The following is a 20753-nucleotide window of genomic DNA, read 5'->3' as shown; positions in this document are numbered from 1 at the left end:
TTATAAAAGGCCTTTGGCCTTTATTTCCAGGTATTTGTTAATAGTGTTCAGAGTTAAATCCTCGGGTTTGGTTAAAATGGTTTGTATGCCATAGTTGCGTAATTCGTTCACGACCAATTGTTTTTCAGATATGAATTTTTCGGCAATGGTCTGTTCAAAGATCTGCAATGTGGTATTTGCTTTTTCCTTAGCAAAGGCGGCTAGTTCTGTATTCTCAAAGAATATGACCACCAATAAATGTTGCTTCGCAATCGCTTGTAGATAAGGTAATTGTCTGTGCAGGGCATCTAGAGTTTCAAAATTGGTGTAGAGCAATAAAAGACTTCTTTGGGGTAGATTTCTTTTAACTTCAATGTATAACCTGCTAAAATCACTTTCTACAAAATTAGTTTTCAGATTGAACAAGGTTTCAAGAATAAGGCTCATTTGTGAGCTTCTGCGTTCTGCGGCCACCCTATTTTCTATTTTGTTACTAAACGAAAACATTCCGGCCTTGTCGTGTTTTTTTAGGGCTATATTACTGATGACCAAAGTGGCGTTTATGGCGTAGTCTAAGAGACTTAATTCATTAAAGGGCATTTTCATGACCCTACCTTTGTCGATAACAGAATACACTGGTTGCGATTTTTCATCCTGAAATTGGTTGACCATCAATTGACCTTTTTTCGCGGTTGCTTTCCAATTGATGTTTCGAATATCGTCACCTTGAATGTAATCTTTGATTTGCTCAAACTCCATCGTATGCCCTATACGTCTTATTTTCTTAATGCCATATTCAAAAAGTCGGTTGCTGAAGGCTAGCAAATCATATTTGCGTAGCTGTAAAAAAGAAGGATATACAGGCACTTCCTTATCGACGCCAAACCTGTATTTTCTAGATAATAGTCCAATAGGGGAGCTAGCGAATATATTTAAACTTCCAAAGCTATATACACCTCTCTCCGTAGGTCTAACCGAGTAGGAAAAGAATTTGTTTTCGCCACTTTTTAACCGACTAAATAGACCAAAATCCCTTTTTTGGAATTGAAAGGGAAGCTCATCGATTATCTTAAGAGCTGTTCTGAACAAATACTGATTTGTAATTTTAATCTGTATGCAATTTTCATCCCCGTTAGATAGTTTGTCAGGTACAGTTCTATCCGCAGTAATTTGTCCTTTTGATAGAAATAACAATAAAATATCTAGAAGGCTGAAAATTAAAAACAGGTAGAAAAGGGCTTTGGCGAGTAGTAATATATCCTCAAAAATGAACGATATAAGAAAGCAAACGATGATGCCCGATAGAACAAGAAAAAATCGTTTCTGAAGATAGATATGTTTGAACGCCTTTTTCACGATGTGTTATCTGGGTATTTCTATGGTTTGTATAAGATCGTGTACCACTTTTTCAGCCGTAAAGCCTTCCATCTCCCGTTCTGGCGTTAAGATAATTCGATGACAAAGAATAGGGGCAACGACTTTTTTAATATCATCTGGGGTAACGAAATCGCGCCCATTAATGGCCGCAACAGCCTTTGAAGCATCTAAAATGGCAATGGATGCTCTTGGCGAGGCCCCTAAATAAAGATTGGCATTGGTTCGGGTGTTATTGACAATTGCCGCAATGTACTTAAGAAGATTATTCTCAACAATAATATTCCTAATGGTGTTTTGATACGTTGCTATTTGAGCTGCGGATAGGACAGAATTTACCAATGCCTCAATAGTCGTGTTTTTCTGCCGATGCTTATGTTCCAAGATTTGAATCTCTTCTTCTAAGGTGGGATATTTTACATTGATCTTGAACAAGAAACGGTCTAATTGTGCTTCCGGTAATCTATAGGTCCCTTCCTGTTCCACCGGATTTTGTGTAGCAAAAACTAAAAACGGGGGCTGCATTTCGTATGCATTGCCATCAATGGTAATTTGTCTCTCCGCCATTGATTCGAAAAGAGCGGCCTGGGTTTTTGCGGGGGCGCGGTTTATTTCATCGATTAAAATAATATTCGAAAATATAGGCCCTTTTTTGAATTCGAATTCAGACGTTTTTACATTGAAAATAGAAGTTCCTAAAATATCACTGGGCATTAAATCTGGGGTAAACTGTATACGACTAAAGTCTACGTTTAAGGTTTTTGCTAATAATTTGGCCGTAATGGTTTTTGCAACACCCGGCACACCTTCGATTAGTGAATGTCCATTGGCCAAAATGGAGACAATCAATAGTTCTATCATTTCTTGCTGACCGATGATGACCCTGCTTAATTCTGCTTTTACTTGTGCGACAGATTCCTGAAGTTTTGTGAGATCTATTCTAGCATCAAATTCCATTGCTGTGCCCTCTTGTATATTATCTTCCATGCGATTGTGTAAAGGTGTTTATTTTTTTTGAAAGCGTTATCGTATCGTTTTCCGAGTGAAAAGGTTTGTTTTTCAGTCCTATAATGAATTCAATTAATTGTTTCGTTTCTTTTAAATGATTGCCCGACTTTACCGATAACTGTGTGATGAAATTTTCGTCCAGTATCGTAGTATTCATATAATAGTTACGCCTTACAAAGGACAAAAAGAAATTTATTTTTTTACCGTTCAAGTCTGTGTAATCTTTGTTTTGATGATAAAGAGAACCTACGGTACGAGTGAATTCTACCGATGAATTTTCCAAGGGTTTTAGTATAGGTATAATTCGCTGTTCACGTTTTGATTTAAAGACTACGAAAAGCAATAAACCAACAATTGCAAGATAATAGGCCCATTTTAAAGCGGGTTGATTCAAAACAAAACGCATAGGTGATGTTATGATAATACGACCGCTTTTTTTATAATTATCCCAATACAAATGGCCATCTTTGAGATAGGAAAAAGTTTGGGTAACATATTTCTGATTATCGGTGAGTACATAGTAATTGGTAAATGCCACAGGTAAGGTGTTGATTAGAAAACTTCCCTCACCAAAATTGGTCTTTATAAAATTTGGAACTTTTTTAACGGTACGCTCCTCGTTGTTTAAAAAGGAATTATCCTTAAATTTCAGATGACCTAATATTTCAGTATGAATTGTATCTATACTGGCGAAATAGGCTGGATACACTCCTCGTTCAAAGATAGACGAATCGCTTTTAAAACTATGGTGGGTAAGGTCGACAGTGACCGAATCTTCACTGAAACCATAGTGTCGTTCAATTCTAATATTCAATGTATCTGCTAAAGGTCCACCTAATTCGCTGGCCGCCAGAAATACCTGATTTCCACTGGCGACAAAGTTCAAAAGTTGGTTGACTTCCTGTTGGTCTAATGCCACAAAATCATTGATCATCAAATAACTAGATGCGTGATTCGAATCTCTTTTGATCAATACATCATAGACACTTTCTTCAACGGTCTCAATTTTACTATTAGGAAAAAGAGTGGGCAATTCATTGAAAAGAACAAAACAGCCAAAAGGAATTTTTGAAGTAGCCGTGTAGGACGGGCGCCAATTGATGGGTTTGGGGCGTACAATTTCAGTTACGATGATACCCAGCAGAACCATTACCAAAAGACCTAATATGATTTTTGTACGTCTTTCCAAATTACTGGGGTATTCGGTTGTTTATGGATTCAAAATCCAATACGATTTTTTCATAATTCAGTTGATCTATGGCCTGTTCGCCATACCAGATATGGTCATACAAATACGCTATTTTTTTGAATTTTGCTTGTAATGGCCTTGATGTTATTTCGTTTAGATAATCTGAATTCGTTTTGTCATAATGCCATTGAATACAATCTTTTTTTGATAGCCATTGTAACGTAAGTAAAAATTGATATCTAATAGCCGAGCGGTAATCTTCGTTTTCCAAGGCGACGTTTAGCAGATTGTTGATGTCAATAGTTTCGATATGTTGCTCGGTAAGAATAGGGTCATTCAAAGTTTTCGCTTTTTTAGTGAAAAGGGAATTGAAACGTTCATTGGTGAACATCTTCACTAATAAATAAATGGCCAAAAGCGCCATTAACCCATAAATAAGGTATTCTAGTAATTGAAGTATTTGTGGTGATAGCTTAATACCAAAAATGCTGTACAATCCCTTTCCGATCCAGTTAAGGAACCGTGCCAAAAGATTTTGTGACTCTCCGGTTTTGGTAGTGTAATTAAATTCTTCTCCCGAGTATTTCTGGAAAATGTTTTTGCTAAAGTTTCGGGGTAATACAACCGATGAAGTATCGATATGAACCTTAGAACTATCACGCGCCTGTTGCGCAAAAGAACAAAGGCCGACCAAATAAAATAGAAAGAGTATAAATTTTTGTTTCAAACTATTCTTTTAATCCTATTTGTTCAATTCGTGCCCGGGTACTTTCATTATAGGTTTTCTCATGTAATGCGTAATATAGAATTCCATTGACAAATTGTGTCAAACATTGTCCGTAAACGAGTATAATTAGTATTAAACAGGTGGATATCGTATAGATTACCGTAGTAACGATAGAGTGTCCATAATCTACGTCGTTTTCAACGACATGAAAGGTGTAGACACCAATGATTATTCCAGGAACGATTAGCGTGATCATAAGTAAAATACCAAGTAGTAGGCCTAAAATAAAATTTACACCGACAGATTTCCAGAAATTAGAGGAAACCAAGCGCCAACCTTCACCTAAGGCTTCAGCCACCCCTTTTTTCTTGTCTAGCATATCATAAAATGAAACACCGACCCATGCCGATACAAAGAACTGTAATGCGTATTGCACAAAAATTCCTAATATGGGTATAATGGCCAAAATAATGGCGACAATAACAAAAACGGAATATAGGGGAATAAGCAGTAATACAAATAGCACAATGTTTCCAAATTGATCTTTCACATAATCCCAAACCTCTTTTTTGTCAAAGGTATTGGTCTTGGTTTCCACATATTTAACCATATAGCCACTAGCTAAAGAATAGTTCAAAATCGCGATCAAAAGAAAGATTATAAAGAATAGAAGACCTCCGCATATTAAATAGATATAATAATTCTGGTCTATAGTATCCATTCCGGTAATACCATTTGGGTTAGACTCAAAAGCGATCAATCCTATAAAACCAGATACCAATAAATAGCTGGTAATCAAAAGCCCTACTAAAAATATACCATTGTAGCTAACAAAAACATTAGTGAAATTTTTAATATTCTGTTTAAAAAAGTCAAAGTAAACTGAAATGATGTCTCCAAAATCACGGTTTACCCGTAATGGTATGTAATTGTCTTTCATGTTTTTTATTAAGTAAGATGGGGTATATCCAATAGTAATAAAGTATCAATAGTAAAGATGAGCCAATAATTAGAAACGCAAGCCAATTGGGCATATGGGTATATCGGGTTATAAATCCTTCGATAAACCCGGCAATGATAAAAAAGGGAATGGTGCTTACCACTACTTTTAGTCCATCTTTGGCTCCTTTCATGAACGAAACACGCCTGGAATATGTTTTCGGAAAAAGAATGCTGTTCCCCATAATTAGACCGGCACACCCGGCAATGATAATAACCGATATTTCTATGGTGCCATGCAGCCAAATCTGTTTATTGGCTTCAAAGAAAACCCCTTTGGTGTAAAAAAAAGTCACGAAAGCCCCAAGCATGATGCCGTTGCTAAACAGAATGTACGCTGTGCCAATACTGGTAATGACACCAAAGGAAAATGCCAAAAAAGCGACCCGAATATTATTTATGGTGATTCCCAGAAAACTACCTATTTCGCTGCCGCCTTTGTAAATGGCGGCAGGATCCCCATTGGCAATATTATTGAGTGTTTCATTCACATAGGCATCACCTAAAATAAGGCGTACGAAAGTTGCATCGTTCAGGGCAGATATAGAGCCGATTGCCGAGGCAACTATAAAAATCAAAAAAGCGGTGCCTAAGGTTTTATGGTATTGCTTGAAAAACAAGGGAAATTCGGTTTTCCAAAAATTAAAAATACGGTTTTGGCTCTCTTTTTTATTTTTATAAATCTTTTGATGGGCCTGAGAAGCTAACCCGTTTAGATACAATAAAGTCTTACTTTCTGCGTAATACGTTTGCGCATAGGCCAAATCATTGGTGAGTTGAATATAACCATTGGCGAGTTCATCGGGATTTGTGTTCGATCCAAGGTTAATGGCTTTTTCAAATGCTATCCATTTTTCCTTATTTTGCCTTACAAAAGCGGCTTCACGCATAGATACTATTTACAATGTTAAATTTAGGACTTAATGAATAACCTTCAAATCAATACAACGCAAAATGTCAATCTTAATTATACCATAGTTAGTATTGGTGAGCGTATTGTGGCATTTTTTATAGATGCTTTTATTTTATATCTCTATGCTATTCTGGTGAATTTAATTGGGGACGCCATCGGCTACTTGTATGATGACCGATGGACACAAAGGGGATTGGTAGCATTGATTTTCTTACCGGCCATGGGCTATAGTCTTCTCATGCACATTATTTTTAATGGTAGGACCGTGGGCAAAATGTTGCTTAAAATGAGAGTTGTGAAATTAGATGGTTCTTCGGTACATTGGAGTAATTATTTGGTGCGCTGGATGTTGCGGTTGGTCGATATTTGGTTGTTCGTTGGGTCAATAGGAATTTTGACGATTCTCTTTTCAGAAAAACGGCAACGATTGGGGGATGCTGCGGCAGGGACCGTGGTTATAAGTACAAAGAGTAAAACAAAGGTTTCCCATACTATTTTAGAGGAAGTTGAGGATACCTATATACCTCAATTTTCAAATGTTACTTTGTTGACCGATAAGGATATACGATTGATCAAAGAAACGTTTCATATAGCCAAGAAAAGTAATGATTTTAAAACCTTAAAGGCTTTGAGGGACAAGGTGGATAGTATTTTACAGACCAATTCCGTATTATACGACAAACAATATCTGGATACCGTCTTAAAGGATTATAATTACTATACACAACAAGCATAAGTTATGTTTTACTTTGTTATTGATATTTTAGGTACCATAGCTTTTGCGATTTCTGGGGTTTTGGTAGCTATGGAAAAGAAATTAGACGTTTTTGGCGTCTTGATCATTGCTTTCGTTACCGCCGTTGGTGGTGGTACATTGCGAGATCTTTTAATTGGAACTAGGCCTGTAGGATGGTTAATGGCACCCATGCATTTGCTCATTATTTCGGCAACTGTAATTCTCGCCATATTTTTTGTGAAGCAATTGAAATATGTTAGAAAATCACTTTTCCTTTTTGATACTATAGGCATTGGGCTTTATACGATGGTAGGTGTTGAAAAGGGCTTGGCCGCCGACCTGTCGCCAATTATGTGCATTGCGCTGGGTACTATTACGGCTTGTTTCGGTGGTGTCATACGCGATATTCTATGTAATGAGATACCGGTTATATTCAGAAAAGAGATTTATGCCACTGTTTGCATTTTAGGAGCGATGGTCTATTTTTTGCTCATTCAATTTCCGATAAATACTGCAGTTGCCCAGACAATAGGTATTTTAACTATTATTGTAATGCGAATTTTGGCCGTTAAGTTTAAAATTTCTTTGCCTAATATCTACAGGGGATAGGGTGAAAATCATTTTGCAATTTAATTTTCTGTCAACTGTCAATTATTCCACAACCTCCGCCTTTTCGATATAGATGTTCTGCATGGGCCAATCACCTTCTCCTACGGGTTGGCTATTTATTTTATCGACAACGTCCATTCCTTCGATGACCCTGCCAAAAGGAGTGTATTCGCCATCGAGGTGATAAGAGCCAGGTTTCGTCACTACAATAAAAAACTCAAAAGGAGATGCTAGCATATGTGGGTTATCACGCTCGCTACTGGGCATCGATATGGTGCCTCTATGGTGGCTGTGACCTTTACGGGTATCTGGCGGTAAGAGATACCTACCAATTTCGCTCCTTTTTTTCCCTGTTTCTACATCATCCGAATTACCGCCTTGAATGATAAAATCCTTCACAACTCTATGAAATTGGGTACCATTAAAGTATTTCTTTCTAGTCAGATAAATGAAGTTTGCCCTGTGATAGGGTACATTTTTATAAAGTTCAATTACGAAACTACCAAAATTGGTGGTTATTTTTACCTTGTTAGCTTTCAACGTTTTTTCGTAGTTGAAAAAGAAATCAATGGCGTTATCATCTGTAAGTTCGAATTTATCTTCTTTCTCGACTATTGAAGTGGTATCAACTTGTGTAGAATCTACAGTTTCTGACGGTTCAGAAATTGCACTTTCAGCTTTCTTAGAACTATCTTTGCAGGAAAGGGTTAGTACTACGGAAATTAAAAAAAAAATAGAACGTTTACGTGATTTCATGGATTTCGATTTTTTTGAACAACGGATATCAAAAATAAAAAATCTACCGCTACCAGGGGAGGCTTCCCAATACAAAATGGCACCAGAAGGTAGATTGCAAGAATTGAAAAAGCTAGCATTGGAAAAGCAAAATCCAAGGAAAGCTGCGGTTATGGCCTTGTTCTATCCGACAGTTGAAAAAAAAACCAATCTGCTGTTCATCCTTCGTAAGACTTATAAGGGAGTGCATTCCAACCAAATTGGCTTTCCTGGTGGTAAAGAAGAGAAGTCCGATATCGGCCTTTTGACAACGGCGCTTAGAGAAACGCATGAAGAAGTAGGGGTTGCTCCCAATGATATTACGGTCGTAAAAAAAATATCCAAAATTTTCGTTCCGCCGAGTAATTTTATAGTGCAACCGTATATAGGGCTTTACAGAAACCCAAAACCTTTTATTAAGCAAGATGATGAGGTGGAACTGATTTTAGAGGTTCCCATAGTAGATTTTTTGGATGAGGCTAACATAGTTCTTGAAAAACTGAGTACTTCCTATGCCACAAATATTGAAGTACCGGCCTTCAAATTAAATGGTTATATTGTCTGGGGAGCAACGGCAATGATGTTGAGCGAGATTAAAGAATTGATAAAGCAAGTGTTATAATTGATATTTAATTATTTTAGCATTTATGGGATTATTTAAGAAGAACCCTTTTGGGCATAATCTATTTTTGAAAAAATGGCTGATCCGTATTTTGGCCGTATTTTCACATCAACGCTATAAGCGTTTCAATACATTAGAAATTGATGGTTCTGAAATTATTAGGGCGTTGCCCGATAAAAATGTGTTGTTTGTGAGTAACCATCAAACCTATTTTGCGGATGTGGTTGCTATGTTCCATGTATTCAATGCAAGTTTAAGCGGTAGGGAAGATTCCATAAAAAACCTGGGTTACATTTGGCAACCCAAATTAAATATGTACTATGTCGCAGCTGCCGAAACCATGAAGAAAAGCCTTCTTACCAAAATCATGGCCTATGCAGGATCCGTTAGTGTTGAGCGTACATGGCGGGCACAAGGTCAGGAAGTAAATCGACAGGTTAAAATGAGTGATATTTCTAACATTGGCAAAGCTTTGAACGATGGATGGGTGATAACCTTTCCACAAGGCACCACCACCCCTTGGAAACCTTTACGCAAAGGAACCGCACATATCATTAAAAAATACAGACCTGTAGTGGTTCCTGTTGTGATAGATGGCTTTAGGCGTTCTTTCGATAAAAAGGGGCTTCGCATTAAGAAAAAGGGAATTTTACAGTCTATGGTTATCAAGGAGCCTTTAGAGTTTGATTATGATAATGAATCTACCGATTCGATTATTGAAAAACTTGAATATGCCATTGAACAGCATCCTTCCTTCTTAAAAGTAATATCAAAGCAAGACCTTTTGGCCTATGAGGAGGAGAATAAGCAACGCAAATGGAAACCTTCCTAGATTTCTAGTTGCCTTAATTCATTATAGTTTTTCTTGAGTTTTCTTAATAAAAGACCATATAAGAGAAAGTATACGCCACCCATAAAAAGGGTTAGTAAAATTCCAAAAATACCGATGGAGAGCATTATGGTGATTTTAAGTTTTTCGGAAGATATTTTTTCTATGCCTTCTTGCAATTCTGGAAAAGCCTCGGCAATATTGTCGTTCAAATAAACTCCGACAATCATTATGATTATCGTCAGCATGATCATGGAAAGAGAGAATATTACATAGTGTTTGACAGTTTTTCTAGTACGGATAATTTTCTTCATTAAGTATTTTGAATTATCCAATACCGAAATTTCCTTAAACCTCTGATAGAACTGAAAAATAAAGTAAAAGGCTACGCCATAAGTAAACAATGACATATAGAAAAGATATTTTGACACCCCTATTCGCTCATAGATTTCCATGCCTTCTTGCATCGAAGGTAAAAGGTACAGTAAGTGAGGTAATGTAAATTCCAAAATACTGATAATCAGTATCCATTTGACAATGGAAGATGATCGTTTCCAAATCATTTTATGGATATCTTCATAGCTAAGTTTAGGAACATCGAATTCCTTCCTCTGCCAATCTTTTTTTAGTAACTCCAATTCATCCGTCATATTCTTATGGATTCAAAATGGTTTTTAATTTTGTTTTGATACGGTTCATTTTCACACGTGCGTTCACTTCTGAAATCCCCAAGGTATCTGCTATTTCAGTATAATTTTTGTCTTCTAAATATAAAAACACCAATGCTTTATCTACATCGCCCAATTGCTTTACGGCCTTGTACATCAATTTAAGTTGTACTTCTTCGGTTTCATCATATTCATCGGCCTTTATTTTAAAAATCACCGATTCATAATCAGCGGTATCGATTCTTTTTTTATTTTTTCGGTACAGGGTAATCGCAGTGTTCAAGGCTACCCGATACATCCACGTACTAAATTTTGCCTCACCCCTAAATTTGGGATATGCTTTCCATAGTTGAATAGTGATTTCCTGAAACAGATCGTTGTGAGAGTCGCGGTCGTTTGTGTAGAGGGTACACACCTTGTGGACAATATTTTGGTTGTCCTGCAGCTCGGTCACAAATTTGTGTTCCAGATCCTTATTCACTAGTGGTTGGTTGTTCTTACGTAGTTAGTCTTATGAAAGTTTTATTTGTTACAAAAAGTTCGAAGTACTATGAATAAAAAAAGTGCTCAAGGAAAACTTGGCACTTTTTTATAATGATCAATTGAAATTTAGTTCCTGTAATCCAATGCGGGAGCTCTATCCCCTAAAAGAGGGATGTATTTAAAATCCGGTCCTCTTTTTTCCAAGAACTCTTCTTTTGCGGCGGCTACCAATTTTTTATCCTTGAATAGATCGATGGCTGTCATTGTAAGTGTTTTGGCGGCAACCATCATTCCTTTTTTACCAATAGACGTTCCGCCTGCGGCAACCGCCTGCCAGCTATGCGCCGGTGTTCCCGGAACCCATGTTGCGGTTCCTAGACCAACGGTTGGTACTGTAAAACTTACATCGCCTACATCGGTTGAGCCGTATGCTCTAGCCTCAGTTTTGTAGGGTTGTACATTTTTGGCCACATCTAGATCCGCTTTTTCCATCCCTAAAGTCTTTGCGATTTTATCTGCGAATTCTTTTTCTTCAGCTGTATATTCGATACCCCCAACGTCAGATAAATTATCATGCATCAATTTTTGAAGGGTAAGGTTTGGTAGCAATTCGTGTGTACCGCCGATCATTTCATAATCCATAGTCGTACCTGTCCCTAATGCCCCACCTTCTGCAGCTTTTACCAAACGGTCAAAAATATCGATAACTACATCACGGTTATTGTGACGTACGTAATAATAAACTTCTGCAAAATCGGGAACTACATTAGGAGCTTTGCCGCCATTGGTTATAACATAATGTATTCTTGCTTCTTGTGGTATATGCTCGCGCATCATATTCACCATGATGTCCATGGCTTCAACAGCATCTAAAGCAGAACGACCTTTTTCAGGTGACCCGGCTGCATGGGCAGAAACTCCATGAAATCTGAACTTTGCCGATTTATTCGCTAAAGCGGCACCTGCACTTGCCGCATTTTGAGCACCTGGATGCCAGTGAAGGGCAATGTCAACATCGTTAAAAAGGCCTTCACGTACCATATAGACTTTACCCGATCCACCTTCTTCGGCAGGAGTTCCATAAAATCGTATGGTTCCTTGCTCTTTGTTCGCGGCCAGCCAATCTTTAGTAGCAATAGCAGCGGCGGCAGATGCAGTTCCGAAAAGATGATGACCACAGGCATGACCAGCTGCCATTCCTGCAGATTCCTTTTCTGGAACTGCTTTTTGTGATAGTCCTGGTAGGGCATCAAATTCACCCATTATAGCTATTACGGGGCTTCCACTGCCGTATTCGGCAATAAAAGCGGTAGGGATACCGGCTACACCTTTCTTGATACTAAAACCCGCATCTTGTAATGTTTTTTGCAAAAGACCTGAACTTTCGTTTTCTTGATAGCCCATTTCCGCAAACTCCCATATATTTTGGGCTATGTTTCCATAGACCTCACTTTTTTGGTCTAGATTTTTAATAATTTCCTTTTCACTTTTTTGCGCTTGTAGCGAAAAGACCGAAGTACTTAATGCCACCAGTAGAATTAGGGGTTTTTTCATTTTCATTTTGGTTTGAGTTAGGAGCTAAAGATACTAAAAACACAATATTGTTTTAAAGTAGAATCCCATTTGTTTAATTTTACCCTTAAGCTCTTAACTATGAACATACCTCTTTCCAGCTATCCTAGAATCGTTATTATAGGTGGTGGTTTCGGCGGAATCTCTCTTGCTAAAAAATTACGTGAAAAAGAAGTACAGGTCGTACTTCTTGATAAGAACAATTATCACACCTTTCAACCTCTACTTTATCAAGTTTCTACAGGTGGTTTGGAGCCCGATTCTATTGCATATCCGTTGCGCAAAGTATTGATAGGGTATGAAAATTTTTACTTTCGATTGGCCGCGGTGAACGAGGTCGACCCAAATAAAAAAATCATTTATACGAATATAGGGGAATTGACCTATGATTATTTAGTGGTTGCCACTGGCGCTGAAACCAATTTCTTCGGAAATACCGAAATCGAGAAAAATGCTATGGCGATGAAGTCGATTCCTCAATCACTAAATCTTAGGAGTTTGATTTTGGAAAACTTTGAACAAGCACTTTTGACCGACGATTACCATGAACGCGATGCTTTAATGAACTTTGTCATTGTAGGGGGTGGACCAACGGGAGTAGAGCTTGCTGGAGCTTTGGCAGAAATAAAAAAAGGAATATTGCCCAAAGATTATCCTGATCTTGATACCCGCAGGGCGCAGATCAATCTCATTCAAAGCGGTGACAGATTGTTGGATGGTTTTAGTGACAGGGCCTCTAAAAAAGCAGAAGATTTCTTGGAGGAATTAGGAGTGCAGGTTTGGAAAGGCGTTCGCGTAACCGGTTATAACGGAAAAACAGTTACGACCAAAACAGATTTGGTTTTTGAATCTGCGGCCGTGGTCTGGGCGGCGGGTGTAATGGGGGCGAATATTAAAGGTTTGGATTCAGAGGAATTAATCGTAAGGGGTAATAGAATTAAAGTGAACGAGTTCAATCAGGTCATTGACTTTCCTGATATTTTCGCTATAGGTGATATTGCTTGTATGTTCAGTGAAGACAATCCGCGAGGTCATCCTATGGTAGCCCAACCAGCTATTCAACAAGGAAGGCTTTTGGGTGACAATCTTATCAACTTGATTGAGAATAGGCCTATGGAGCCTTTTCAATATAAGGACAAGGGAAGTATGGCCACTGTAGGTAGAAACAAGGCGGTCTGCGATATAGGAAGGTATAGATTTCAAGGGGTCTTTGCCTGGTTTGTATGGATGTTCGTCCACCTATTCTTTTTGATCGGCTTTAGAAATAGAATGGTAGTATTCATCAATTGGGTATACAACTATGTGAAGTTTGATAGAGAGGCGCGCTTGATTATAAGACCTTATAAAAGAGATTATAGCCAGTTTAAGGATTAGACTCGGTCGAATCTCTTTATTTTCTCGGATGGTAGCGGTTCATGACCTCGGCCAAATGGCTTCTATCTACATGCATATAGATTTCTGTAGTTGTAATACTTTCATGGCCCAGCATTTGTTGAATGGCCCTTAAATCGGCGCCATTTTCCAATAAGTGTGTTGCAAATGAATGTCTAAACGTATGCGGGCTAATACTCTTTTGCAATCCTATTTCATCTGCAAGATTTTTTACAATAGTGAAAATCATGGCCCTGGTCAATTGTTTTCCTCTTCGGTTTAAAAATAGAATATCCTGAAAACCTTCTTGAATTTTTAGATGAACCCTAACCGTATTGCGATAGATGTCAATATATTTTTTGTTAACGGAACTAATGGGCACAAAACGTTGTTTATCGCCTTTCCCTGTTACTTTAACAAAGTCTTCCTCAAAATAAAGGTCGGATATTTTTAAACCGATAAGCTCTGAAACACGTAATCCACAGCCATATAAAGTTTCTAACATGGCTCGGTTACGTTCACCTTCGGGGGAACTCAAATCGATAGCTCCGATCAACCGGTCTATTTCTTTTTCAGAAAGGGTGTCGGGCAGTTTACGGCCTATTTTGGGAGATTCGATTAAATCTAAAGGATTATCCTTTCTATAATCTTCGAATATCAAATAGTTAAAGAAGCTCTTCAGTCCCGATATAATTCGAGCCTGCGATCTTGGATTTACCGCTTTGGCAATTTCATAGATGAACTGTTGCACTGTGCCTTTGTCAATTTGCAGTGGACCATCGGTTATTGTATGTGATTGTAAAAAAGCGATTAGTTTTTCGATATCCAAGGTATAGCTTTGAATAGAGTTCTTTGACAGCCCCCTTTCTAATTTAAGATAGTGTTTGTAATCATTAAGTGCCTGCTTCCAATTCATGGTGACAAAGATACAATGCTTCAAAGATTTGTGGTTACTATCATTAGCTGACCCGCCTTATGGGTAAAAGCTAATCACTATTTTATACTAATAGTACGTGCACTGCGTTTTAGATTGATTAACTAGTAAATCATGAATAAAAGTATACTTGTTATTTTATTTTCAGTCATTTGCGTAAACATAAATGCGCAAGAGGGGTTCAAATTAGGAGTCCAGGCCGGCTTGCCTTTTAATGATTTTAACGAGGCACTTAGTGTTGTGGTCGGTGCTGATGTATCCTATATGTATCCTTTGGGAGAAGTAGTGGATGTTGGTCCTTCTGTTGGGTTTCTTCATGGGTTTGCAGAAACATTTCAATCCAATATAGTAAAAGATGATTTGGTGTCCGTAGAATTTATTCCGCTATCAGCAGGATTTCGTTTTTGGACTTCCAATGATTTTTCATTCGGCGGTAATGCAGGTTGGGCGTTAGGTGTTAATGAGGGGAATGATGGGGGGTTATATTATAGGCCTATGATTGCGTATTTGATGAGCTCAAGTGTTGAGGTCAATTTTTCTTATACAGGTATTGAATTGGACAATGCGACCTGGTCAACGCTTACTTTGGGCATCGTCTATAATTTTGAGCCAAAATACAGAACCCGTCGGTAGTTCTATCTTTGGTTCCGAAAAATTTCACTTCCTTACAATACCTCTAAAAAGTTACGTCAACATTTGTTACTTTTGAAGCATGAAGATTATCATTATCAATGGCCCAAATTTAAATCTATTGGGTAAAAGGGAGCCCGAAGTTTATGGTTCCGATACGTTTGAAGATTATTTTTCAAAGCTTCAATTTAAGTTCAAGGAAATTGAGTTGGAGTATTTTCAATCCAATATTGAAGGAGAGTTGATTTCCAAGATTCAGGAAACCGGTTTCACTTATGATGGTATCGTATTGAATGCAGCTGCGTACACCCATACATCGGTCGGTATAGCTGATGCGATAAAGGCCGTAGAGACTCCGGTGGTTGAAGTGCACATATCCAATACGCACAAACGCGAAGAATTTAGGCACGTTTCTTATATTTCGCCGGTAGCTATAGGGGTTATTCTAGGTTTTGGTCTTAAAAGTTATGACTTGGCCATTGAAAGTTTAAAAAACTAATTTATACGTCTTTAAAATTCTTTAACATCTACCGAGGTGTAATTCTTCGTACATAGTAAAAAGCCTAATTACTATGAAAAAAGTATGTCTTATTTTTTTAGGAACATTTGTGTTGCTAAATTTTTCTTGTTCTGACGACAACGACCTAACCCTCACTCCGATTCCTGAAAACTCAATTGTACTTTCCAATGCTTTTCCGAATCTAACTTTTTCAAAACCGTTAGATTTTCAGAGTCCAGCTGATGGTACCGACCGGGTTTTTGTCGCGGAACAAGGTGGTCTTATAAAAGTTTTTGAGAACACTACCTCTGCAGAAGCGTACAGTGATTTTTTAGATATTTCTAGTAAGACCGTAAGCACAAGTGAATTGGGACTTTTGGGTTTTGCTTTTCATCCGGATTATAAGAGTAACGGATTTATGTATGTAACCTATACACCAAGTGAGAATTTATCGGTGATTTCAAGGTTTAAAGTATCTGATACCGATGCAAATCGTATAGACGCATCAAGTGAACTGGTTTTATTGGAAATTTCCCAACCTGAAACGAACCATAATGGAGGTCAGTTAGCTTTTGGCCCTGATGGATATTTATACATAGCATCAGGAGATGGAGGAGGTGCCGGAGACCCTAATGGGAATGCTCAAAATCTAGGAAGTCTTCTGGGTAAAATTTTAAGGATCGATGTGGATAATGCGGAAAATGGACTTAATTATGGAATTCCGTCAGATAATCCCTTTGTTGACGATACGGCGGCAAGGCCTGAAATATTTGCTTACGGATTAAGGAATCCATGGCGATTCAGTTTTGACTTTAAGACCAATACAATTTGGGCCGGTGATGTAGGTCAAGGAGAGCTAGAGGAAATTGACCTTATTGAAAAAGGAGGTAATTATGGTTGGAATATTCTTGAAGGAACTTCGTGTTATACAGCCTCTAATTGTGATAAGGAAGGTACTGTACCTCCAATTTTCGAATATAATCATGATGCGAATGACAAGTCGATCACCGGGGGTTATGTCTACCGAGGAACTGCTTTACCAGAGTTGAACGGGTATTATATTTATGGGGATTTTGTATCGGGCAGAATATGGGCCTTGAACCCGCAAGGAAATAATCAGTTATTGTTGGAGACCGGTTTGGCGATTTCCTCATTTGGAACAGATGCGGACAATGAATTATACGTCTGTAGTTTTGATGGAAAAGTAAATCGTTTGACTTTGGGCAACTAGCGAATGGGTCGGGTCTCTGTTTTTAAATATTTTTCTTCAATGTAGAACGTGGCAAAAGGTAGTAAAGAGGCGATAAGTACAATACTACCAAGTTTGAAAGACCATTTCTTCTGGAACCAGAAAAATAGGGCCAATAAAACATAGAGAATAAATAGGACTCCGTGGGCATAACCCACGAGCTTATTAGGACCGGGAATCTCGGCCCAATATTTTAACGGCATGGTTACTCCGAACAACGCCAAATAGGAGATTCCTTCTAAAATTGCCGTTGCTCGAAATAATTTTAACATGCTAATATATTTTTTTGAATTTTATAAATGTATTACCTCATCATAAGCAGCTGCTACGGCTTCCATGACGGCCTCACTCATCGTTGGGTGAGGGTGAACGGCTTTAAGCACTTCATGCCCTGTGGTTTCTAGCTTGCGGCCTAAAACAGCTTCGGCGATCATATCGGTAACACCGGCTCCGATCATATGGCAGCCCAACCATTCGCCATACTTGGCATCGAAAATCACTTTTACAAAGCCGTCAGAAGCTCCAGATGCTTTTGCCTTACCACTTGCCGAGAACGGGAATTTTCCAACTTTTATATCGAACCCTTTTTCGCGTGCTTGTTTCTCTGTCAATCCTACAGAAGCAATTTCAGGGGAGCAATAAGTACAACCGGGAATGTTTCCATAATCCAATGGTTCTACATGCATTCCGGCAATTTTTTCCACACAAAGAATCCCTTCTGCGGAAGCCACGTGCGCCAAGGCTTGACCCGGAGTCACATCACCAATCGCATAATACCCTGGGATATTGGTTTGATAATAATCATTTACCAAAATTTTGTCGCGATCGGTAGCAATACCAACGTCCTCTAAACCTATGTTTTCAATATTTGTTTTGATCCCGACTGCCGATAATACGATGTCGGCTTCTAAAATTTCTTCTCCTTTGGCTGTTTTTACGGTGGCTTTTACCCCATCTCCAGAAGTATCTACAGAAGTAACCTCTGCTGAGGTCATTATTTTAACACCTGCTTTCTTAAAACTTCTTTCCAATTGTTTGGAAACATCCTCATCTTCAACAGGCACGATATTCGGTAAATATTCTACCACGGTTACTTCAGTACCCATAGCATTGTAGAAATAAGCGAATTCGATACCTATAGCTCCACTACCCACAACGATCATTTTCTTGGGTTGCTCATCCAATGTCATGGCTTCCCTATACCCGATGATTTTTTTGCCGTCTTGGGGCAAGCTAGGCAACTCACGGCTTCGTGCACCAGTGGCAATGATAATATGTTGGGCACTATATTCGGTCTCTGAACCATCTTCCGCCTTGACCGAAATTTTCTTTCCGGACTTTAATGTACCGTAACCTTTTATGACCTCTATTTTATTTTTCTTCATCAAGAATTGAACGCCTTTGCTCATTCCGTCAGCTACACCGCGACTTCTTTTTACTACGGCATCAAAATCTTTGTCAACTCCATCGGCTTTAAGCCCATAATCCTCAGCATGCTGCAGATATTCGAATACCTGTGCAGATTTTAATAACGCCTTGGTAGGGATACAACCCCAATTTAAGCAGACACCCCCAAGACTTTCCTTTTCTATAATTGCGGTCTTAAAGCCTAACTGAGAGGCTCTAATAGCAGTTACATATCCTCCGGGACCACTACCTAAAACGATTATATCAAAATTGCTCATTATCTATGGTTTTTAAGTTCTTTAATTGGAATTGCAAATGTACTAAACAGATATAAGTTAATCATAAGCCAACCCCATTTTTGTGTTTGTAAAAATGTAGATGCTTAACTTCATTTCACCTTCAACCACTTTTGAAGTTTGGGCGCTTTACCAACTTGATTTTTCAAGACGGTAGCATTTCTTTGAGCTATTATTTTTTAGTGAAGTTCTTTGATTGAAACATGAATGTTCGCTAGATAATTCTTCAATATTCTGTATTCTTCGTAGGTCAAAGAAAAATATGCATGAGTTTTCTTAGTGTAGATTAGTAAAGAAAGGAGAAATTTAATTCTTCGTTTTAGCATTAGAAACTGAGAGGTTGTTAAAATATCCATCCCAATTGTATAAATAAGAACTTTAGTAGGAGCCAAGATTCCGTTAATGAGCGGTTTGAACAAATTTAATCTCAGATTTTTTTGGAGTATTTTTACCCATAACCAACATTGAGAGAAACCACAAGTGAGTGTGTTCTGGTAGTAATATTTGTACTGCTGGTAAAATGAAATTTTTGACGATACGCAGCAGTGAAAATCCTGCTAATTCAGCAGTGGATGCTTACTAATAAAAGTTTTTGCGACCACAGCCACGAATCTGCTTAACTCATCATAGCAATTTTAGTGGCGCACTAAACTCGATGGAATCTCTGTCTAAACTAATTCTCTGCAACAAATTTTAAGGCAACACCATTGATGCAATGGCGTAATCCGGTAGGGGCTGGGCCATCTTCAAAAACGTGTCCTAAATGTCCGCCACAGGTAGCACAATGTTCCTCTGTTCGCACTCCATAGGTCTTATCTATTTCATATCCGACGTTGCCATCGATTTCTTGATAGAAACTTGGCCACCCTGTGCCAGAATCGAATTTTGTTTCACTTTTAAATAAGGGCGTGCCACAAGCTGCACAAACATAGGTTCCCTTCTTTTTATTCTCCAATAAATCACTAGAGAATGGATTTTCAGTAGCAGCTTCGCGCAAAACATAATATTGGGCATCGGTCAATTCTTTTTTCCATTCTTCCTTGGTTTTCTGAACGGGGAATTCCTTAGTTTCCGAGGCCTTGGTTTTTGTAGCTATATCTTTTTCTTGAGACCTACCTTTGCAACTTGCAAAAAGTACCAATAATGCGATTCCAATTTTTAGTTTCATTCTGTGATTTTTTGTCTTAGACGTTAGTTTCAATTGTTCCTTTCAAGATATTTTATTTACGGAAATTTATGGGTTAAGGTTTGTGAAAATAAAAGCCGTTAATTTTTTTATTAACGGCTTCATGAAAAAATATTGATTATTTTTTATTTTAATTGGAGAATCTCAATATTTTCTTGTTTAAGGCCAAGCTCTTTTATGACTGCATTGAAATTTGATGTGTCCATTGAAGAAATCAAATCAGACGGCATCACTATAACTCTGAAAACTTGATTTATGAGATAATCATCTCCAATCAAAGATAGGTCATCACTTTCGATAATGATGTCCACATCTCCAGTAGTGTAATTAAATCTATATTGTAGAAATCCACCGTCATCGAAGAAAATCGTGGCGGTGGGTAAAGGTTCCCAAACATCCAAACCATCTTCAATTTTTTCCAAGCGATATACCAATACTGCATCTCCATTAACCAAATTTTGAGGGAATTGATATCTAAATGAGTTATTATTAACAGAAAAATCTACATTGTCAATTTCATACGTTTCACCTATTATCAAATCACCATCTGCTCCATCAAAACCTGGGGGGCCGGGAGGTCCCTCCGGTCCTTCACATGAGATAAAAAATACGGCGACTAGCGCTCCTAAAAGTAAGTTCAGTTTTTTCATAGGGTCAATATTAAAGCGTTTATGTATTTATATTTTGTTGTTATTTCAA

23 protein-coding genes are annotated in these 20753 nt (G+C 38.0%); 8 read left to right on the top strand and 15 right to left on the bottom strand.

The genetic code is table 11. The features are described from left to right. The 6 genes from ACNR9Q_RS15770 to ACNR9Q_RS15745 are packed head-to-tail and all read right to left on the bottom strand — an operon-like array spanning window position 1 to window position 6166. The gene (locus ACNR9Q_RS15770; RefSeq protein WP_419212187.1) at window positions 1–1335 is read right to left on the bottom strand and encodes a DUF58 domain-containing protein; all 1335 of its coding nucleotides are present in this window, start codon (window positions 1333–1335) and stop codon (window positions 1–3) included. A 6-nt stretch (window positions 1336–1341) separates the two neighbouring features. Continuing rightward, complete coding sequence (locus tag ACNR9Q_RS15765; protein WP_419212186.1) at window positions 1342–2340, bottom strand: AAA family ATPase; 999 nt, start codon at window positions 2338–2340, stop codon at window positions 1342–1344. Beyond that, window positions 2330–3550, bottom strand: a complete 1221-nt coding sequence (locus ACNR9Q_RS15760) for a DUF4350 domain-containing protein (protein WP_419212185.1) — start codon at window positions 3548–3550, stop codon at window positions 2330–2332. Before ACNR9Q_RS15760 ends, ACNR9Q_RS15765 begins: the two co-directional genes overlap by 11 nt. Before the next feature lies 1 nt (window position 3551). Then, on the bottom strand, window positions 3552–4277 hold the full coding sequence (locus ACNR9Q_RS15755; protein ID WP_419212184.1) for a hypothetical protein: 726 nt from the start codon (window positions 4275–4277) through the stop codon (window positions 3552–3554). Between the two features lies 1 nt (window position 4278). Beyond that, the gene (locus ACNR9Q_RS15750; RefSeq protein ID WP_419212183.1) at window positions 4279–5217 is read right to left on the bottom strand and encodes a hypothetical protein; all 939 of its coding nucleotides are present in this window, start codon (window positions 5215–5217) and stop codon (window positions 4279–4281) included. Continuing rightward, the gene (locus tag ACNR9Q_RS15745) at window positions 5180–6166 is read right to left on the bottom strand and encodes a stage II sporulation protein M (protein ID WP_419212182.1); all 987 of its coding nucleotides are present in this window, start codon (window positions 6164–6166) and stop codon (window positions 5180–5182) included. Before ACNR9Q_RS15745 ends, ACNR9Q_RS15750 begins: the two co-directional genes overlap by 38 nt. A 33-nt stretch (window positions 6167–6199) precedes the next feature. Here ACNR9Q_RS15745 and ACNR9Q_RS15740 point away from each other — a divergent pair, with 33 nt between their 5' ends. Both ACNR9Q_RS15740 and ACNR9Q_RS15735 read left to right on the top strand, forming a co-directional pair. After that, entirely contained in the window at window positions 6200–6925 is a 726-nt protein-coding gene (locus ACNR9Q_RS15740; RefSeq protein ID WP_419212181.1) for an RDD family protein, read from the top strand. A 3-nt stretch (window positions 6926–6928) separates the two neighbouring features. After that, window positions 6929–7534: a trimeric intracellular cation channel family protein gene (locus ACNR9Q_RS15735; RefSeq protein ID WP_419212180.1), complete on the top strand. Its 606-nt coding sequence runs from the start codon at window positions 6929–6931 to the stop codon at window positions 7532–7534. A gap of 42 nt (window positions 7535–7576) precedes the next feature. Here ACNR9Q_RS15735 and ACNR9Q_RS15730 read toward each other — a convergent pair whose 3' ends face one another. Then, window positions 7577–8290: a peptidylprolyl isomerase gene (locus ACNR9Q_RS15730; protein ID WP_419212179.1), complete on the bottom strand. Its 714-nt coding sequence runs from the start codon at window positions 8288–8290 to the stop codon at window positions 7577–7579. On the opposite strand from ACNR9Q_RS15730, the gene ACNR9Q_RS15725 reads away from it, so the two are divergent. Beyond that, entirely contained in the window at window positions 8289–8930 is a 642-nt protein-coding gene (locus ACNR9Q_RS15725; RefSeq protein WP_419212178.1) for an NUDIX hydrolase, read from the top strand. The two genes, ACNR9Q_RS15730 and ACNR9Q_RS15725, sit on opposite strands and share 2 nt — an antisense overlap. A gap of 25 nt (window positions 8931–8955) precedes the next feature. After that, window positions 8956–9762: a lysophospholipid acyltransferase family protein gene (locus ACNR9Q_RS15720; RefSeq protein WP_419212177.1), complete on the top strand. Its 807-nt coding sequence runs from the start codon at window positions 8956–8958 to the stop codon at window positions 9760–9762. Here the strand turns inward: ACNR9Q_RS15720 and ACNR9Q_RS15715 are convergent. From ACNR9Q_RS15715 to ACNR9Q_RS15705, 3 genes are all read right to left on the bottom strand, one after another. Further along, window positions 9759–10409, bottom strand: coding sequence for a hypothetical protein (locus tag ACNR9Q_RS15715; protein ID WP_419212176.1), 651 nt, complete (start codon window positions 10407–10409; stop codon window positions 9759–9761). The two genes, ACNR9Q_RS15720 and ACNR9Q_RS15715, sit on opposite strands and share 4 nt — an antisense overlap. A 4-nt stretch (window positions 10410–10413) precedes the next feature. Next, on the bottom strand, window positions 10414–10908 hold the full coding sequence (locus ACNR9Q_RS15710) for an RNA polymerase sigma factor (protein WP_419212175.1): 495 nt from the start codon (window positions 10906–10908) through the stop codon (window positions 10414–10416). A 128-nt stretch (window positions 10909–11036) separates the two neighbouring features. Beyond that, entirely contained in the window at window positions 11037–12464 is a 1428-nt protein-coding gene (locus ACNR9Q_RS15705) for an amidohydrolase (RefSeq protein WP_419212174.1), read from the bottom strand. 99 nt (window positions 12465–12563) lie between these two features. Here ACNR9Q_RS15705 and ACNR9Q_RS15700 point away from each other — a divergent pair, with 99 nt between their 5' ends. Continuing rightward, on the top strand, window positions 12564–13856 hold the full coding sequence (locus tag ACNR9Q_RS15700; RefSeq protein ID WP_419212173.1) for an NAD(P)/FAD-dependent oxidoreductase: 1293 nt from the start codon (window positions 12564–12566) through the stop codon (window positions 13854–13856). 16 nt (window positions 13857–13872) lie between these two features. Here the strand turns inward: ACNR9Q_RS15700 and xerD are convergent, their stop codons facing one another. Continuing rightward, window positions 13873–14769 carry a site-specific tyrosine recombinase XerD gene (gene xerD, locus ACNR9Q_RS15695; RefSeq protein ID WP_419212172.1) on the bottom strand — a complete coding sequence of 299 codons (897 nt, stop codon included), beginning with the start codon at window positions 14767–14769 and terminating at the stop codon, window positions 13873–13875. A gap of 132 nt (window positions 14770–14901) precedes the next feature. Between xerD and ACNR9Q_RS15690 the strand changes: the two genes are divergently transcribed. The 3 genes from ACNR9Q_RS15690 (at window position 14902) to ACNR9Q_RS15680 (ending at window position 17147) form a co-directional block, all read left to right on the top strand. Further along, window positions 14902–15420, top strand: coding sequence for an outer membrane beta-barrel protein (locus ACNR9Q_RS15690; RefSeq protein WP_419212171.1), 519 nt, complete (start codon window positions 14902–14904; stop codon window positions 15418–15420). Between the two features lie 79 nt (window positions 15421–15499). Continuing rightward, window positions 15500–15916, top strand: a complete 417-nt coding sequence (gene aroQ / locus ACNR9Q_RS15685; RefSeq protein WP_419212170.1) for a type II 3-dehydroquinate dehydratase — start codon at window positions 15500–15502, stop codon at window positions 15914–15916. 73 nt (window positions 15917–15989) lie between these two features. After that, on the top strand, window positions 15990–17147 hold the full coding sequence (locus ACNR9Q_RS15680) for a PQQ-dependent sugar dehydrogenase (RefSeq protein WP_419212169.1): 1158 nt from the start codon (window positions 15990–15992) through the stop codon (window positions 17145–17147). On the opposite strand, the gene ACNR9Q_RS15675 is transcribed toward ACNR9Q_RS15680, so the two are convergent. The 4 genes from ACNR9Q_RS15675 to ACNR9Q_RS15660 form a co-directional block, all read right to left on the bottom strand. Next, window positions 17144–17437: a DUF3817 domain-containing protein gene (locus ACNR9Q_RS15675; RefSeq protein ID WP_419212168.1), complete on the bottom strand. Its 294-nt coding sequence runs from the start codon at window positions 17435–17437 to the stop codon at window positions 17144–17146. The genes ACNR9Q_RS15680 and ACNR9Q_RS15675 overlap by 4 nt on opposite strands. Before the next feature lie 21 nt (window positions 17438–17458). Continuing rightward, the gene (gene lpdA, locus ACNR9Q_RS15670) at window positions 17459–18850 is read right to left on the bottom strand and encodes a dihydrolipoyl dehydrogenase (RefSeq protein WP_419212167.1); all 1392 of its coding nucleotides are present in this window, start codon (window positions 18848–18850) and stop codon (window positions 17459–17461) included. 691 nt (window positions 18851–19541) lie between these two features. Next, window positions 19542–20036 (bottom strand): peptide-methionine (R)-S-oxide reductase MsrB, encoded by a 495-nt coding sequence (gene msrB / locus ACNR9Q_RS15665; RefSeq protein WP_419212166.1) that lies wholly within the window; start codon window positions 20034–20036, stop codon window positions 19542–19544. A gap of 143 nt (window positions 20037–20179) precedes the next feature. Then, a complete protein-coding gene (locus ACNR9Q_RS15660) occupies window positions 20180–20704 on the bottom strand; it encodes a hypothetical protein (RefSeq protein WP_419212165.1) in 525 nt (174 codons plus the stop codon). Between the last annotated feature and the right edge of the window lie 49 nt (window positions 20705–20753).

The organism is Maribacter sp. X9, from assembly GCF_048537565.1.
Lineage (GTDB): Bacteria > Bacteroidota > Bacteroidia > Flavobacteriales > Flavobacteriaceae > Maribacter.
This window is presented reverse-complemented; position numbering and strand designations above follow the sequence as displayed.

Excerpts from the sequence above, each read along its gene's own strand:
- ACNR9Q_RS15765 (WP_419212186.1), bottom strand. The coding sequence starts at position 2,340 with ATGGAAGATAATATACAAGAGGGCACAGCAATGGAATTTGATGCTAGA.
- ACNR9Q_RS15750 (WP_419212183.1), bottom strand. The coding sequence starts at position 5,217 with ATGAAAGACAATTACATACCATTACGGGTAAACCGTGATTTTGGAGAC.
- ACNR9Q_RS15745 (WP_419212182.1), bottom strand. The coding sequence starts at position 6,166 with ATGCGTGAAGCCGCTTTTGTAAGGCAAAATAAGGAAAAATGGATAGCA.
- ACNR9Q_RS15740 (WP_419212181.1), top strand. The coding sequence starts at position 6,200 with ATGAATAACCTTCAAATCAATACAACGCAAAATGTCAATCTTAATTAT.
- ACNR9Q_RS15735 (WP_419212180.1), top strand. The coding sequence starts at position 6,929 with ATGTTTTACTTTGTTATTGATATTTTAGGTACCATAGCTTTTGCGATT.
- ACNR9Q_RS15725 (WP_419212178.1), top strand. The coding sequence starts at position 8,289 with ATGGATTTCGATTTTTTTGAACAACGGATATCAAAAATAAAAAATCTA.
- ACNR9Q_RS15730 (WP_419212179.1), bottom strand. The coding sequence starts at position 8,290 with ATGAAATCACGTAAACGTTCTATTTTTTTTTTAATTTCCGTAGTACTA.
- ACNR9Q_RS15720 (WP_419212177.1), top strand. The coding sequence starts at position 8,956 with ATGGGATTATTTAAGAAGAACCCTTTTGGGCATAATCTATTTTTGAAA.
- ACNR9Q_RS15715 (WP_419212176.1), bottom strand. The coding sequence starts at position 10,409 with ATGACGGATGAATTGGAGTTACTAAAAAAAGATTGGCAGAGGAAGGAA.
- ACNR9Q_RS15705 (WP_419212174.1), bottom strand. The coding sequence starts at position 12,464 with ATGAAAAAACCCCTAATTCTACTGGTGGCATTAAGTACTTCGGTCTTT.
- ACNR9Q_RS15700 (WP_419212173.1), top strand. The coding sequence starts at position 12,564 with ATGAACATACCTCTTTCCAGCTATCCTAGAATCGTTATTATAGGTGGT.
- xerD (WP_419212172.1), bottom strand. The coding sequence starts at position 14,769 with ATGAATTGGAAGCAGGCACTTAATGATTACAAACACTATCTTAAATTA.
- ACNR9Q_RS15690 (WP_419212171.1), top strand. The coding sequence starts at position 14,902 with ATGAATAAAAGTATACTTGTTATTTTATTTTCAGTCATTTGCGTAAAC.
- aroQ (WP_419212170.1), top strand. The coding sequence starts at position 15,500 with ATGAAGATTATCATTATCAATGGCCCAAATTTAAATCTATTGGGTAAA.
- ACNR9Q_RS15680 (WP_419212169.1), top strand. The coding sequence starts at position 15,990 with ATGAAAAAAGTATGTCTTATTTTTTTAGGAACATTTGTGTTGCTAAAT.
- ACNR9Q_RS15675 (WP_419212168.1), bottom strand. The coding sequence starts at position 17,437 with ATGTTAAAATTATTTCGAGCAACGGCAATTTTAGAAGGAATCTCCTAT.
- lpdA (WP_419212167.1), bottom strand. The coding sequence starts at position 18,850 with ATGAGCAATTTTGATATAATCGTTTTAGGTAGTGGTCCCGGAGGATAT.
- msrB (WP_419212166.1), bottom strand. The coding sequence starts at position 20,036 with ATGAAACTAAAAATTGGAATCGCATTATTGGTACTTTTTGCAAGTTGC.
- ACNR9Q_RS15660 (WP_419212165.1), bottom strand. The coding sequence starts at position 20,704 with ATGAAAAAACTGAACTTACTTTTAGGAGCGCTAGTCGCCGTATTTTTT.